Genomic DNA, 14,385 nt, shown 5'->3' with positions numbered 1-14,385 from the left:
GCTCTCCGTCTCCAGTTCCGCAGATACGCGGGCCGCAGCCTAGCGGTTTCAGCGGCCGCGCGCGAAGAGTCGCTTTCGCGGGGCGCCGGATTTCAGCACCAGCCGGCGGAAGCGGCCGGCGGCGATGCGGATGATCGCCGCCACCCACAGGGCCTGCCAGCCGAACGCCAGCAGGTGCGGCCACAGCTGCGGCGCCTGCGCGGCGCGCGCCAGCATCGCGAAGGGAGAGCTCCACGGAAAGGCCATCGCCGTCATCGCCAGCGTGCCGCCGGGATCCGCCACGGCGGTGGAGGCGAGGCCGACCACGCCCATCTGCGCCATCGTCACCGGCATCGAGAGCGTCTGCACCTCCCGCACGGTGGCGGCCTGCGCGCCGATGCCGAGGAACAGGGAACCGAGCAGCAGGTAGCACATCACGAAGTAGAGCGTGCCGAGCATCAGGAAGGCCGGCCAGCCCACCGCCGGGGCCGGCAGCGCGGCGGCGGCCTGCGGCGCGAAGGCGAACAGCGCCACCGTCGCCGCGCCGCCCCACACGGCGATGCCGGTCAGCGACATCGCCAGCATCGCCAGCAGCTTGCCGATGAAGATCGCGTCCACCGGCACGGCGGCGGCCAGCACCTCGATCACCTTGTTCGATTTCTCCTCGATCAGGTTGGAGAGCAGCATGCCGGCCAGGATCATCGTCAGCAGCATCAGCAGCAACTGCCCCATGCGCGCGGTGAGCATGCGCGCCTGCGCGTCGTCGCGCGGGGCGGCGCCGATCGCCCGCGCCATCAGCGGCACCGGCGGCGGCGCGGCGGCGCCCAGCGCGCGCAGCATCCGCGCCTGATCGAGGATCAGCGCCACGGTGCGGCCATTCTCGGCGAGCTGCCCGCGCGGGCCGAGCAGCAGCGGCTTATCGAGCCCGCCGCGGAGCACGGCGAAAGCGCCGCCCTCGCGCAGCAGCGCGCGCGTCTGGCGCTCCGCATCGCGTTCGGGTGAGGCGAAGCTGAGATCGGGCAGCGCATCCGCCCCCAGCCGCGCGGCAAGCGCGTGGCGGGCGGTGCCGATCAACCGCGCATCCTGTCCCGCCGCGATCACGGCGACGCGCGGGTGGGTCGCCTGGCGATCGCTGCCCGACCCGATCGTGCCGAAGAACAGCCCGGCGGCGATCGGCAGCAGCGGGCCGACGAGGAACAGCAGGAACGTTCTGGACCAGACGCTCGCGACATAGTCCCGCCGGGCGATGACGAGGGCGGCGCGCAGGATCTGGTTCACGCCGCCGGCTCCGCATCGGGTTTCGCCATCTCGCGCGCGGCCGCCTCGCCGGCGATCGCGACGAACGCGTCGTGCAGGCCGGGCCGCTCGATCGAGAGCGTGTCGATGCCGGCGCCGCCATCGATCAGCCCCTTCAGCAGCGGCTCCACCCCGCCCTCCGGCAGCTCGAAACGCCAGACGCCGCCGTCCAGCCGCGCATCGCCCGGCAGCGCCGCCCGCCACGCGCCCGTCTGCCGCCGCGTGCCCAGCCGCACCTGCGGGCGCAGGCGGTTGCGTGCCGCCTCCACCGCGCCTTCGAACCGCACCCGGCCGCCGGCGATGATCGCGATCCGCTCGCACAGCCGCTCGGCATGGGCGATCACGTGGGTGGAGAACAGGATCGTCACGCCGTCCGCCGCCTGCGCCCGGATCAGCCCCTCCAGCCGCTGCTGGTTCAGCGCGTCCAGGCCGGAAAAGGGCTCGTCCAGCACGATCAGGCGCGGGTGGTGGACGAGGGTGCCGAGCAGCTGCACCGTCTGCGCCATGCCCTTGGAGAGAGTGCGGATCGGCCGCTTGGCCGCATGCGCCAGATCGTGTGCGGCCAGCAACGCGTCGGCGCGGGCGCGGCCCTCGGCCAGGGGCAGGCCGCGCAGCGCGCCCATGAAGGCGATCGCCTCGCGCGGGTTCATCGCCGGGTAGAGCCCGCGCTCCTCCGGCAGGTAGCCCACGCGCGGGGCCGCGCGCAGCGGCTGCGCCTCGCCCAGCAGGGTGCGGTGGCCGGCATCGGGATCGATGATGCCCAGCAGCATGCGCAGGGTGGTCGTCTTGCCGGCGCCGTTGGGGCCGAGCACGCCGTAGATCGCGCCCGCCGGCACGGCGAGATCGATCCCTTCCACCGCGCGGGTGGCGCCGAAATCCTTGACCAGCCCCACCGCCTCGATCGCCAGTCCGCTCATTCTCATCCTTCGCGCGATCGCCTAGACGGGCGATGCCATGATCCCGCCATCGCACGCCAGCCCCAACGAAGCGTTGACGCGCGCCCTGAAGGCGCAGGCGGCGGCGCTGGGCTTCGCCGCGTGCGGCGTGGCGCGGGTGGACGCCATACCGCAGGCCGGCGCCCGCCTGGCCGAGTGGCTGGAGAGCGGCGCGCACGGCGAGATGGGCTGGATGGCGGCGCGGGCCGACCAGCGCCGCTCGCCCGCCGATCTGTGGCCGGAGGCGCGCAGCGTGGTGATGCTCGGCATGAGCTACGCGCCGAGGGAGGATCCGCTGCGGCTGGCGGCGGCGCACGATATAGGCCGCATCTCCACCTACGCGCAGGGGCAGGACTATCACGACGTCGTCAAGAAAGCGCTGAAGGCGCTCGCCCGCTGGCTGGTGGATCATGGCGGCGGCGACCTGAAGGTGTTCGTCGATACCGCGCCGGTGATGGAGAAGCCGCTGGGGCAGGCGGCCGGGATCGGCTGGCAGGGTAAGCACACCAATCTCGTCAGCCGCTCGCACGGCAGCTGGCTGTTCCTGGGCGCGATCATGACGACCCTGGACCTGCCGGCCGACCCGCCGGCGCGCGATGCCTGCGGATCGTGCGACGCCTGCCAGCGCGCCTGCCCGACCGATGCCTTCCCGGCGCCCTACCGGCTGGATGCGCGGCGCTGCATCTCCTACCTTACGATCGAGCATAAGGGGCCGATCCCGGCCGGCTTCCGCGCGGCGCTGGGCAACCGCATCTACGGCTGCGACGATTGCCTGGCGGCCTGCCCGTGGAACAAGTTCGCCGCCGCTGGCGCCGCCAACCGCGCCTTCGCCGCCCGCGCCGAACTCGCCGCGCCGGAGCTGGGCGACCTGCTGGCGCTGGACGACGCCGCCTTCCGGCAGGTGTTCGCCGGCTCCCCGATCAAGCGCATCGGCCGCGACCGCATGGTCCGCAACGCCCTGATCGCGGCGGGCAATGGCGGCGACGCGCGGCTGCTGGCGCGGGTGACGGCGCTGCTGGACGATCCCGCGGCCGTGGTGCGCGGCGCCGCCGTATGGGCGCTGCGGCGGCTGGACGCGGCGGCCTGGACGCGGGAGCGGGCGGCGCGGTGGCCGCATGAACCGGATGCGGACGTGCGGGACGAGTGGGCGCTGGCGGAGCCGGCGTGAGGCCGCGGCCATTCCCGGCCCTGAACGGACATCGGAGGGAGGCTACCGCGCCTCCACCCGCCGGCTGAGCGCGGCGACGCAGCTGGCACGGTCGAAATCGTCGCCGGTCGGCAGGCGGGCGTCGATGTAGCGGACCAGCGGTTCGCGGCCGGCGGCGGGCGGGTACAGATAGGCGTCCAGCACGCACACGCTGCTCGCATATTGCAGCTTGCGGGCACTCCCCTCGCGCACGTCGAGATCGGGCGCGCCGAACAGGATCTGCAGCGCGCGGGCATCCTTGCCCATCACGCGATCGAGACCCGCGCCGAGGGTGACGGTGGGGATCTTGGGCGGATGCAGCGGCGCCTGCGGCCTGGGCGCGGTGGCGCACGCCGCGAGCAGCGCCGGCGCCGCCAGGGCGAGCAGGCGGGGGAGGGATCGGTCCATGCCGCCTTCTGGGCGAAATCGGCAGCCGCCGCCAGAGGCCGGACGGCGCGTGCCGACCGGGCGGTGCCGGCGCGCGCCGGTTGCGCGGCGGGCGCCGCTTGTCTAGGCGCGGCGCTCTACGGAGACCAAGGAGATATCGGTGAGCGCCACGACCCTCGACATCGTCGCGATCGGCAATGCCATCGTCGACGTGCTCGCCAGAGCCGACGAGGCGTTCATCGCCGCCGAGGGCGTGGCCAAGGGATCGATGCGGCTGATCGATACCGAGACGGCGGAAGGGCTGTACGGCCGCATGGCGCCGGGCATCGAGGCGAGCGGCGGATCGGCCGCCAATACCGTCGCGGGCATCGCCGCCCTGGGCGGGCGCTGCGGCTTCGTCGGCCAGGTGGCGGACGACCAGCTCGGCAAGGTCTTCGCGCACGACATCCGCGCGCTGGGCGTCGATTTCCGCACCGCGCCGCGATCGGACGAGCCGCCGACGGCGCGCTGCCTGATCCTCGTCACCGACGACGGGCAGCGGACGATGAACACCTTCCTGGGCGCGGCGCAGTATCTGCCGGCGGAGTCGGTGGACGCCGAGATGATCGCATCGGCCGCGATCCTCTACCTCGAAGGCTATCTGTGGGATCCGGAGCAGCCGCGCGCCGCGATGCGCGCCGCCATCCGCATCGCCCGCGAGAATGGCCGCAAGGTGGCCTTCACCCTCTCCGACGCCTTCTGCATCGAGCGGCATCGCGGCGACTTCCAGACACTGATCGACCGGGGCGAGATCGACATCCTGTTCGCCAACGAGACGGAGATCCGATCGCTGACGCAGATCGACGATTTCGAGGCGGCGGTGGCGGCGGTGGCGGGCAGGGTGCCGCTGCTGGTGGTGACGCGCGGCGACGAGGGCGCGATCGCGGTGCAGGGCGGCGAGCGCGTCGCCGTGCCGGCGGAGCCGATCGCGCGGGTGGTCGACACCACCGGCGCGGGCGACCTGTTCGCCGCCGGCTTCCTCGCCGGGCAGGCGCAGGGCCGCTCCGTCGGCGATTGCCTGACGATGGGGGCGATCGCCGCCGCCGAGGTGATCTCCCACTTCGGCGCGCGTCCGCAGGCGGACCTGAAGGCGCTGGTGGCGCAGCGGCTGGGCTGAGGCGCCGTCGGTCGGCGAGCGTCAGAACAGGCTGGGCTGCTGCGGCGGCGGTGCCGGCTCCGCATCCGTTTCCTGCCGCCGGGCGATCTCGTGCCGGGCGGAGAAGCGGATGTCCTCGTCCCGATCGTCGGCGTGGCGGGCGAGGGCCGTGTCGTCCAGCTCCCGCCAGTTGCGCCCGCGATCGGGCCCGGCCGGCACGCGCGGCAGCAGGCCGGGCGCCGCGCTCCACGCGATCAGCTGCGCCACGCTGGCGGTGGCCAGCATGTCGCGCAGATGGTGGGCCGTCACATAGGCGTCGGGCAGCGCCCGGTGTGCGGGCAGGCCGATCGCGCGATCCAGCCCGGCGGGCTTGCGCCAGTAGCGCAGCACCTGGTTGGAGAAGCTCGGACTGTCCGGCCACAGCCGCAGCGCGCACTTCCACGTGCAGATCCAGTCCGCCCCGCCGGTGAGCGGCGGCGTGCAGAAACGCTGCTCGAACGCGGCACGATGCGCGGCGAGCGCGAGCGGCCGCTCCGCCGGCCGCAGGATGGTTGGCGCCACGTCGCGCCACGGCGATGCATCGGCGACATCCTCGTCGATGATGTGGTGGATCGCCTGGGTGACGGGCGGGATCGGCCGGCCGGGGTGGACGAGCCGCGATCCCCGCGCCGCCGTCACCTCCCAGCGGCCGGCCTCGCCCAGCGCCACGTCCTGCCAGCCGATCTCGCACACGTCGTGCGCCGGCGGGCGCGAGCCGGTGGTCTCCAGATCGACGACGCGGATATAGGGTACGTTCATCGCATCGATATGGGGCACGGCCGCGCGCGATTGAAAGGGCCGGCTTGCGCCTTATCTCGGTAGCCACACAAGGAGACAGGCATGGCACAGGAAATCGCGACGCTGGCAGGCGGCTGCTTCTGGTGCACCGAGGCGGTGTTCAACGATATCGAGGGCGTTTCGCAGGTGGAGAGCGGCTACATCGGCGGCGCCGTGGCCGACCCCACGTACAAGCAGGTGTGCAGCGGCAACACCGGCCATGCCGAGGCGATCCGCGTGACGTTCGACCCGGACGTGATCGGCTATGCCGAGCTGCTCGACATCTTCTTCCACACGCATGATCCGACGACGCTGAACCGCCAGGGCAACGATGTGGGCACGCAATATCGCTCCGCCATCTTCCCCCACTCGCCGGAGCAGGAGGCCGCCGCGCACGAGGCTATCCGCCGCGCCGCCGAGGCGTGGCCGCGCCCGATCGTGACGACGGTGGAGCCGCTCTCCACCTGGTATCCGGCCGAGGACTATCATCAGGAATATTGGCAGGGCGAGGGCCAGTCCAATCCCTATTGCCTGGCCGTGATCCCGCCGAAGCTGCAGAAGCTACGCAAGAGCTACGCCGCCCGGCTGAAGGCGACTGCGGCGGTCTGACGGCCGTATCGACCACGCTCGGGTTGCGGCTCAGCGCGGTGCCGCCGCCCGCCTGAGCCGATCGTTGATCGCGGCGCCCAGGCCCGCATTCGGCACGGGCGCCACAGCGATGCGCGCGCGGCCGGAGGCGTCCGCCTCGTGCAGCGCGGCGAACAGGCGGGCGGCGGCCTCGATCGGATCGCCGGCGGCCGACAGGGTGGCGTCGCCGGCGACCGCGCCGAAGCCGATCAGCCACTCGTCCGCCGCGGCCCCGGTCGCTTCCAGCCGGACGGGCTGGCGCGGCGCGTAATGGCTGGCGAGCTGGCCCGGCGCGACGATCGCCGTGCCCTGATGCGCCACGATCGGCAGGCCCGCCGCCCGCGCTAGCGCGTCGGCCGCGATCGGGCCGGGCCGCAGCAGCACCAGCCGCTCCGCCTCCACCGCCACGATCGTCGACTCCAGGCCGTGCGCCGTCGGGCCGGCATCGACGATCAGCGGCACCCGCCCGTCGAGCGAGCGGGCGACGTGCGCCGCCGTGGTGGGGCTGATCGTGCCGCTGGCATTGGCCGACGGAGCCGCGAGCGGCCGGCCGCAGGCGGCGAGCAGCGCGCGCATCGCGGCATGCGCCGGCACCCGCAGCGCCACCGTCGGCAGGCCCGCCGTGACGATCGGCGCGATGGCGGCGTTTGCGGCCAGCGGCAGCACCAAGGTGAGCGGACCGGGCCAGAAGGCCGCGGCAAGCGCATCGGCGGCGGCATCGAAGCGGGCGATCCCGGCCGCCTCCCGCCGCGAGCCCGCGTGCACGATCAGCGGGTTGAACGCGGGCCGGCCCTTCGCCGCGTAGATCCGCGCCACGCCCGCGCCGTTGGTGGCGTCGGCGGCGAGGCCGTAGACCGTCTCCGTGGCGATGGCGACCGGCTGGCCGGAGAGGATGAGGCGCGCCGCCTGCGCGACGGCGTGATCGTCGAACGGCAGGATCGGCGTCGCCGCTCCCTCGCCCGCGGGCAAGGAGCGGGGAGGTGCCGTCATCCCGCGCCGACGCGATCGAGCAGGTCCGCCGGCGCCAGATCGAGCCGGCGGATATGCGCCTCTATCTCAGGCCAATAGGTGTCGAGGAACAGCTGCCGCTCGCTCACTCGCAGGCGTGCCGTGGCGCCCTCCGCCACGAACATGCCCACGCCGCGCCGCACGACGACGAGGCCATCGTCCTGGAAGCTCTGATACGCCTTGGCCACGGTGAGGGGGTTGGCGCCGTGGCTGGCGGCGAAGCTGCGCACCGAGGGCAGCGGATCGCCATCGTGGAAGCGGCCTTCGAGGATCGCCGAGGCGATCGTATCGCGCAGGCGCAGATAGACGGGGCGGTCCGGGCCGATCATCACTGTCATACTGTCCTAAGACAGCACGGCGCGTCAAGCTACCAGTGCGAGACGACGGCGTCGTAATCGGGGCGCGGGCGCTCCTCCAGCGGGCGCGCCGGGCTGCCGATGAACACGAAGCCGGCGATGCGCCCGTCGTCGCCGGCAAGGGCCTTGCGCACGTCTACGGAATAGGCGGCCCAGCCCGTCAGCCAGCCGCCGACGAAGCCGTGGGCGTGGGCCGCGTGCAGCAGGTTCATGCAGGCGGCGCCGGCCGACAGCTCCTGCTCCCACGGCGGGATGTGGCTGGCGTGGGCCGGGCGGGAGATGGCGACGACGAGCGCCGGCGCCTGCCGCGCGAACTGGTCGATCGCCTCCAGCTCCAGTCGTCCGGCCGCCGGCTTCTCCGCCAGATAGGCGTCGCGCAGCAGCGCCGCGAACGCCTCGCGCCGATCCCCGGCGACGATTACGAAGCGCCACGGCGCGAGCTTGCCGTGGTCGGGCACGCGGATCGCAGCCTCCAGCATGGCGCGCAGCTGCGCCTCGCTCGGCCCCGGCGCCACCATGTCGCGCGGCTTGCCGGACCGGCGCGTGGCGAGGAGGGCCGCCGGCGACGAGAGATCGTTGAACATGGCCGCCCGATTAGCAGCCGGCGCCCACGTCAACAATCTTCTTCACAGGCGGGGGCGAGGCGCTACTCTGCGGCCATCTCAGCGCCGGCGCCGCCGGCCGCGCCTTCTGTTCGGAGCGTTCCGCCTCATGGCCACCACATTTGCGAGCGGGGAGGGGCGCGACGAGCTGTTCGGCCACCCGCGCGGCCTCGCCATCCTGTTCCTCACCGAGATGTGGGAGCGTTTCTCCTTCTACGGCATGCGGGCGCTGCTGGTGCTGTACCTCACCCAGCATTTCCTATTCGGCGACGAGGAGGCGCAGGGCATCTACGCGGCCTACGCCTCGCTGGTGTATCTGGCGCCGGTGCTGGGCGGTCTGGTGGCGGATCGCTGGCTGGGATCGCGCAAGGCGGTGACGATCGGGGCGCTGCTGCTGGTGGCGGGGCATTTCGGCATGGCGTTCGAGGGCGCCGGATCTAAGCAGTATCTCGATTTCGGCGGCCGCAGCTACGAGGTGGTGGCCAGCGGCCGCGGCGACGATCGCGCGCTGGCGCTGCTGGCGCCCGACGGCGCGAAGCTGCCGCTGACGACGGCGAGCAGCGCGATCACCATCACCGGCGGCGGCGCGCTGGGCCTGCCGCAGACCGTGGCGACCGGCAACTACGCCTTCCGCACCGAACAGCAGCCGATCTACGTGCAGATCCTGTTCTTCTCGCTGTCGCTGATCATCGTCGGCGTCGGCTTCCTCAAGGCGAACATCTCGACGATCGTCGGCGCGCTCTACACGCAGGAGGATCCGCGACGGGACGGGGCCTTCACCATCTTCTACATGGGCATCAACATCGGTTCCCTGCTGTCGACCATCCTGTGCGGCTATCTGGCGGTTAAATACGGCTGGGCCTACGGCTTCGGCCTCGCTGGCATCGGCATGCTGGCGGGGCTGATCACCTTCCTGTGGGGCCAGAAGTTCCTGATGGGCAAGGCCGAGCCGCCGGTGCCGGCGGCGCTGCGGCGGCCGGTGGCCGGCCCGCTGAGCCTGGAGTGGACGATCTACGTCGCCGGCTTCATCCTGCTGCTGCCGGCCTGGTTCCTGGTGCAGCGCGACGAGATCGTGACGACCGCGCTGACGATCGGCGCGCCGCTGATCTTCGCCGCGATGATCGTCTGGTCGATCACGGCGCTGAAGGGCGTGGAGCGATCGCGGATGATCGTGGCGCTGGTGCTGACGATCTTCTCCGTGCTGTTCTGGACGCTGTTCGAGCAGGCGGGCAGCTCGATGACGCTCTACGCCGATCGCAACACCGATCTGCACGTGGCGGGCGGCCTGGCGATGAACGCGGCGCAGACCAACTTCTTCAACCCCGCCTTCATCGTGATCTTCGCGCCCGTGTTCGCCGCCTTGTGGACGTGGCTGGGCCGCCGCCGGCTGGAGCCTTCCACGCCGGTGAAGTTCGGGCTGGGGCTGATGCAGGTGGGCCTCGGCTTCCTGGTGCTGGTGATCGGCATCACCCACTTCGCCGGGCCGGACTTCCGCGTGCCGCTGGTGTGGCTGGCGCTGGCCTACCTGCTGCACACCACCGGCGAGATCTGCCTGTCGCCGGTCGGCCTCTCGATGATCACCCGGCTCTCGGTGCCGCGCGTGGTGGGGCTGATGATGGGCGTGTGGTTCATGTCCTCCGCGCTTGCCCACACGCTGGCCGGGCTGATCGCCAAGGCCACGTCCGGCGCCACCGTGGGCGGCATGGTCGTCGATCCGCGGGCGCAGCTGGATACCTATGCCGACATCTTCGGCAAGATCGGCTGGGTGGGGGTGGCGATCGGCGTCGTGGTGCTCGCTTTGTCGCCATGGCTCAAGCGGGCGATGCACATGGACCCGGCCGAGGCGGACCATGCGCTGGCCGGCGAGCGGGCGATCGGCGAGGCGGCGGCGATCGGCGCGCCGGCCTCGTCCGCCGCGGTCGATCGGGAGCGGCTGTAGCGACGATCTCCGCCGCCCCCGGCCGCGCGACGTTCAACCTATAATTACCAGGGCAGGCGTAATCGATCTCCGCTCACCAGATGGATCACGGACGGATCACAGGCAGATGGCACGCAAATATTTCGGCACGGACGGCATTCGCGGCCGCACCAACGAGAACCCGATGACCGCCGGCATGGCGATGCGGGTGGGGCAGGCGGCGGGCGCCCACTTCGCCCGTGGCCAGCACCGCCACCGCGTGGTGATCGGCAAGGACACGCGGCTTTCCGGCTACATGATGGAATCGGCCCTCGTCGCCGGCTTCACCTCGGTCGGCATGGACGTGGTGATGGTGGGGCCGATGCCCACGCCGGCGGTGGCGATGCTCGCTCGATCGATGCGGGCCGATCTCGGCGTGATGATCTCCGCCAGCCACAATCCGTTCGCGGACAACGGCATCAAGCTGTTCGGCCCGGACGGCTACAAGCTCTCCGACGCGGACGAGAGCGCGATCGAGGCGCTGATCGATACCGGGCCGAAGGCGGTCGCGGCGGAGGATATCGGCCGCGCCCGCCGGGTGGAGGATGCGCGCGGCCGCTACATCCACGCGGTGAAGTCCAGCTTTCCCGAGCATCTGAAGCTGGACGGCCTGCGCATCGTGATCGATTGCGCGAACGGCGCCGCCTACCAAGTGGCGCCCGCCGCCTTGTGGGAGCTGGGCGGCGAGGTGATCTCGCTGGGCGTGAGCCCCAACGGCACTAACATCAACGATCACTGCGGATCGACCGACCCGACCGCCTTGCAGGCCAAGGTGATCGAGGTGCGCGCCGACATCGGCATCGCGCTGGACGGCGACGCGGACCGGCTGATCGTTGTGGACGAGAAGGGCCGCATCGTCGACGGCGACCAGCTGATGGCGCTGATCGGCGCATCCTGGGCGAAGCGCGGGCTGCTGCGCGGCGACGGCATCGTGGCGACGGTGATGTCCAACCTCGGCCTCGAACGCTTCCTGCAGGGCGAGGGGTTGAAGCTGCACCGCACGGCGGTGGGCGACCGCTACGTCGTCGAGGCGATGCGGCAGGGCGACTATAATGTCGGCGGCGAGCAGTCCGGCCACATCATCCTCTCCGACTATGCGACGACCGGGGACGGGCTGGTGGCGGCGTTGCAGGTGCTGGCGGCGCTGGTGGAATCGGGCCGACGCGCGAGCGAGCTGCTCCACATGTTCGATCCGCTGCCACAGATACTTAAGAACGTGCGCTTCGCCGGCGGCGCGCCGCTGGAGCAGGACAAGGTGAAGGCGGTGATCGCGGCTGCGGAGGCGCAGCTGGTCTCCACCGGCCGGCTGGTGATCCGCAAGTCCGGCACCGAGCCGCTGATCCGGGTGATGGCCGAGGGCGAGGACCGGCGGCTGGTGGAGCAGGTGGTGGACGAGATCTGCGCGGCGGTGAAGGCGGCGGCGTGAAAGCTTGCCCGCGCATCCTGATCGTCGCCGGCTCGGATTCCGGCGGCGGCGCGGGCATCCAGGCCGACATCAAGACGGTGACGATGCTGGGCGGCCACGCGATGACCGCGATCACCGCCGTCACCGCGCAGAACACGCTCGGCGTCACCGGCGTGTGGCCGCTGCCGGCGGAGGCGGTGCTGGCGCAGATCGACGCGGTGGCGGCCGACATCGGCGTGGACGCGGTGAAGATCGGCATGATCGGATCGGCGGAGGTGGCGGAGGCGGTGGCGGCGCGGCTGGGCCAACCGGACCTCGCCGGTGTGCCGGTGGTGTTCGATCCGGTGATGATCGCGACAAGCGGATCGGTGCTGGCCGACGCTGAGACGATGCGCGCCTTCACCCACCTGATGACGCTGGCGACGCTCATCACGCCGAACCTGCCCGAACTGGCCGCGCTGGCCGCCGACCCGGGTGGCGATTCGTTCGACCCGATCGCGGCGGCGCGTGCGATCGCCCGATCGTCCGGAGCGCCGGTGCTGGTGAAGGGCGGGCATGCGGAGGGCGCCCTTGTCTCCGACCGGCTCGTGGCGCCCGAGGGCATCGTCGCCGTATGGGAGGCCGCGCGGATCGAGACGCGGCACAGCCACGGCACCGGCTGCACCCTCGCCAGCGGCATCGCCACCGGCCTGGGCGCCGGTCTGTCGCTGGAGCAGGCGATCGGTCGCGCGCGCGACTATGTCCGCGCCGCTCTGCTGGCGGCACCCGGCCATGGCGCGGGGCATGGGCCGATGGGGCATGCGCTGGGTGTCGCGCCCTTCGATGTGCTTCGGCCGGCTTCCTCCCCGTCAGCCTGAACCTGGTTCAGAATGAGGAGGCGGGTGGGACGGAGCGGCCGGCGCGATCGCCCCCTTCAATCCGCCACCGCATCCCGCAGATAGGGCTCGGTCGGGGCCGGCGGTACGCAGAACAGGCCGGCGGCGCGGGCGCGGGTGCCCAGGTCGCGGCGCGCCGTCCACATGGCCAGCCAGGGCGAGGCGAGCAGCCCGAGCGTCACCGGCGCCAGCCATGCCGCGGCGATCGGTGCTGCCGGCACCAGCAGCAGGCCCAGCACGCCCGCCGCGACATGCCAGCGGTAGCGCCTGAGCGCATCCTCCAGCGCGATGCCGTCGCTCTCGCGCGATTGCGCCACCCAGCGGGAGCGGCGGCCGCGCAGGATGCCGATCACGTCCATCGTCTGCGTCAGCATCGCCGCCGGCGCGAACAGGATCGAGAGGACCATCTCCGCCGCCGTCGACCGCGCGAGCGAGCGGCCGCCGCCGAAGCCGCGCCGCCGCACCGGATCGGAACAGGCCCACGCCAGCGCCATCACCTTCGGCCCGAACAGCAGCAGCAGGGTGAGCGCCAGCACCCCGCCGGTGGAGCCGACGACCGCCGCATCACCCTGCGCGCCGAACTGCGCGGCAAGCGTCGTCAGGATCAGCAGCAGCCACAAAGGCGAGGTGATATAGGCGGATGCGCCGACCAGCAGTTGCAGCCGGCTGACCCAGTGGAAGCCGGCCGAGCCGAGCAGCCGGATATGCTGGATGTTGCCCTGCGCCCATCGCCGGTCGCGGATGGCGTGATCGATCATCGTCGGCGGATATTCCTCGTAGCTGCCGCCGATCATCACCATGTGCACGGCCCAGCCGCGCCGGCGCAGCAGCGCCGCCTCGACCATGTCGTGGCTCAGCACGTGGCCGCCGAACGGGGCCGGCCCCAGCAGCTCCGGCAGGCCGCAGCTCTCGGCGAACGCGGCGGTGCGGACGATGGCGTTGTGGCCCCAGAAGGTGCCCTCCGCGCCGAACCACCACAGCATGCCGGCGGTGGAGACCGGGCCGTACAGCCGGCTGGCGAACTGCATCCAGCGCTGGAACAGGGTGGCCGCCGCCACCACCCCCGGCACCGTCTGGATCAGGGCGACGGACGGTCGCGCCTCGATCGCCGAGGCGAGCGTGGCGATCGTGCGGCCGCTCATCAGGCTGTCCGCATCCAGCACCACCATATAGGCGTAGGCGCCGCCGAACCGCCCGACCCACTCGGCGATGTTGCCCGGCTTGGCGGCGATGTTCTGGGTGCGGCGGCGATAGTAAAGCGGGATCGGCGCGCAAGGGGCGATATGCTGCCAGCAGCGCTCCTCCTCCGCGCCGCCGGCCAGGCCGGAATCGCTCAGCACGAAGAAGTCGGTCGTAGCGCCGCCGCCGGCATCGGCGATGGAGCGCAGCATCGCCTGCACGCGGGCGAAGACGGCGGCGACATCCTCGTTGTGCACCGGCATCAGCACGGCGGTGCGGCCGATCGCCGGCGTCGTCCGCTCGGGCGCGGTGATGTAGCCGGGGGAGCGGCCGGTCATCAGCAGGGCGAAGCCGATCGTGGAGCCGACGAAGCCGAAGGCGATCCACGCGAACAGCGGGAAGAACAGCCCCATCAGGATCAGGTCGACCGGGCCGATCCCGTCCTGCGCCAGCGCGGGCTTCACCCCGGCGAGCGCGGCGAGGCCCATCATCAGCGTCGCCAGCATCAGCAGCAGGCGGCGCGGCAGCATGTCGCCGGGCGCGGCGCCGGGTGCGACGGAGGGCGGCACCGCGCGGCTAAAACGCTGGCGCGGCATCCCGATCGGCGCTTCGGCCGGCAGGTGCGGGGGCAGCGCGGCCATC

14 protein-coding genes are annotated in these 14,385 nt (G+C 72.1%); 6 read left to right on the top strand and 8 right to left on the bottom strand.

Annotated features, from left to right (window positions below; translation table 11 throughout):
• Positions 1-48 precede the first annotated feature (48 nt).
• Together GNT64_RS07890 and GNT64_RS07885 are read right to left on the bottom strand one after the other, a co-directional pair.
• Positions 49-1,257 (bottom strand): ABC transporter permease, encoded by a 1,209-nt coding sequence (locus GNT64_RS07890; RefSeq protein WP_156679034.1) that lies wholly within the window; start codon positions 1,255-1,257, stop codon positions 49-51.
• Positions 1,254-2,192, bottom strand: a complete 939-nt coding sequence (locus GNT64_RS07885; RefSeq protein ID WP_422396625.1) for an ABC transporter ATP-binding protein — start codon at positions 2,190-2,192, stop codon at positions 1,254-1,256. Before GNT64_RS07885 ends, GNT64_RS07890 begins: the two co-directional genes overlap by 4 nt.
• A gap of 37 nt (positions 2,193-2,229) precedes the next feature.
• Between GNT64_RS07885 and queG the strand changes: the two genes are divergently transcribed.
• The gene (gene queG / locus GNT64_RS07880; RefSeq protein ID WP_156679032.1) at positions 2,230-3,378 is read left to right on the top strand and encodes a tRNA epoxyqueuosine(34) reductase QueG; all 1,149 of its coding nucleotides are present in this window, start codon (positions 2,230-2,232) and stop codon (positions 3,376-3,378) included.
• A gap of 42 nt (positions 3,379-3,420) precedes the next feature.
• Here the strand turns inward: queG and GNT64_RS07875 are convergent, their stop codons facing one another.
• Positions 3,421-3,804, bottom strand: a complete 384-nt coding sequence (locus tag GNT64_RS07875) for a hypothetical protein (RefSeq protein ID WP_156679031.1) — start codon at positions 3,802-3,804, stop codon at positions 3,421-3,423.
• 139 nt (positions 3,805-3,943) lie between these two features.
• On the opposite strand from GNT64_RS07875, the gene GNT64_RS07870 reads away from it, so the two are divergent.
• Positions 3,944-4,939: an adenosine kinase gene (locus GNT64_RS07870; protein WP_156679030.1), complete on the top strand. Its 996-nt coding sequence runs from the start codon at positions 3,944-3,946 to the stop codon at positions 4,937-4,939.
• 21 nt (positions 4,940-4,960) lie between these two features.
• On the opposite strand, the gene GNT64_RS07865 is transcribed toward GNT64_RS07870, so the two are convergent.
• Positions 4,961-5,716, bottom strand: coding sequence for a 3'-5' exonuclease (locus GNT64_RS07865; protein ID WP_156679029.1), 756 nt, complete (start codon positions 5,714-5,716; stop codon positions 4,961-4,963).
• An 81-nt stretch (positions 5,717-5,797) separates the two neighbouring features.
• On the opposite strand from GNT64_RS07865, the gene msrA reads away from it, so the two are divergent.
• Entirely contained in the window at positions 5,798-6,343 is a 546-nt protein-coding gene (gene msrA / locus GNT64_RS07860) for a peptide-methionine (S)-S-oxide reductase MsrA (RefSeq protein WP_156679028.1), read from the top strand.
• Between the two features lie 30 nt (positions 6,344-6,373).
• Here msrA and GNT64_RS07855 read toward each other — a convergent pair whose 3' ends face one another.
• The 3 genes from GNT64_RS07855 to GNT64_RS07845 are packed head-to-tail and all read right to left on the bottom strand — an operon-like array spanning position 6,374 to position 8,309.
• Positions 6,374-7,351, bottom strand: coding sequence for an L-threonylcarbamoyladenylate synthase (locus GNT64_RS07855; protein ID WP_156679027.1), 978 nt, complete (start codon positions 7,349-7,351; stop codon positions 6,374-6,376).
• Positions 7,348-7,707 (bottom strand): GntR family transcriptional regulator, encoded by a 360-nt coding sequence (locus tag GNT64_RS07850; protein ID WP_156679026.1) that lies wholly within the window; start codon positions 7,705-7,707, stop codon positions 7,348-7,350. Before GNT64_RS07850 ends, GNT64_RS07855 begins: the two co-directional genes overlap by 4 nt.
• A 29-nt stretch (positions 7,708-7,736) precedes the next feature.
• Positions 7,737-8,309, bottom strand: coding sequence for a nitroreductase family protein (locus tag GNT64_RS07845; RefSeq protein WP_156679025.1), 573 nt, complete (start codon positions 8,307-8,309; stop codon positions 7,737-7,739).
• Between the two features lie 127 nt (positions 8,310-8,436).
• Between GNT64_RS07845 and GNT64_RS07840 the strand changes: the two genes are divergently transcribed.
• The 3 genes from GNT64_RS07840 to thiD all read left to right on the top strand — a co-directional run bounded on the left by GNT64_RS07840 (position 8,437) and on the right by thiD (position 12,546).
• Positions 8,437-10,266: a peptide MFS transporter gene (locus tag GNT64_RS07840; protein ID WP_156679024.1), complete on the top strand. Its 1,830-nt coding sequence runs from the start codon at positions 8,437-8,439 to the stop codon at positions 10,264-10,266.
• A gap of 106 nt (positions 10,267-10,372) precedes the next feature.
• Positions 10,373-11,710 carry a phosphoglucosamine mutase gene (gene glmM / locus GNT64_RS07835; RefSeq protein WP_156679023.1) on the top strand — a complete coding sequence of 446 codons (1,338 nt, stop codon included), beginning with the start codon at positions 10,373-10,375 and terminating at the stop codon, positions 11,708-11,710.
• Positions 11,707-12,546 (top strand): bifunctional hydroxymethylpyrimidine kinase/phosphomethylpyrimidine kinase, encoded by an 840-nt coding sequence (thiD, locus tag GNT64_RS07830; RefSeq protein ID WP_156679022.1) that lies wholly within the window; start codon positions 11,707-11,709, stop codon positions 12,544-12,546. Before glmM ends, thiD begins: the two co-directional genes overlap by 4 nt.
• Before the next feature lie 56 nt (positions 12,547-12,602).
• Here thiD and mdoH read toward each other — a convergent pair whose 3' ends face one another.
• Positions 12,603-14,384, bottom strand: coding sequence for a glucans biosynthesis glucosyltransferase MdoH (gene mdoH, locus GNT64_RS07825; protein WP_156679021.1), 1,782 nt, complete (start codon positions 14,382-14,384; stop codon positions 12,603-12,605).
• Position 14,385 lies beyond the last annotated feature (1 nt).

It is taken from the genome of Sphingomonas profundi, from assembly GCF_009739515.1.
GTDB classification, from domain to species: domain Bacteria; phylum Pseudomonadota; class Alphaproteobacteria; order Sphingomonadales; family Sphingomonadaceae; genus Alterirhizorhabdus; species Alterirhizorhabdus profundi.
The sequence above is the reverse complement of the archived record's forward strand: the minus strand, read 5'-3'. Positions and strand labels throughout refer to the sequence as shown.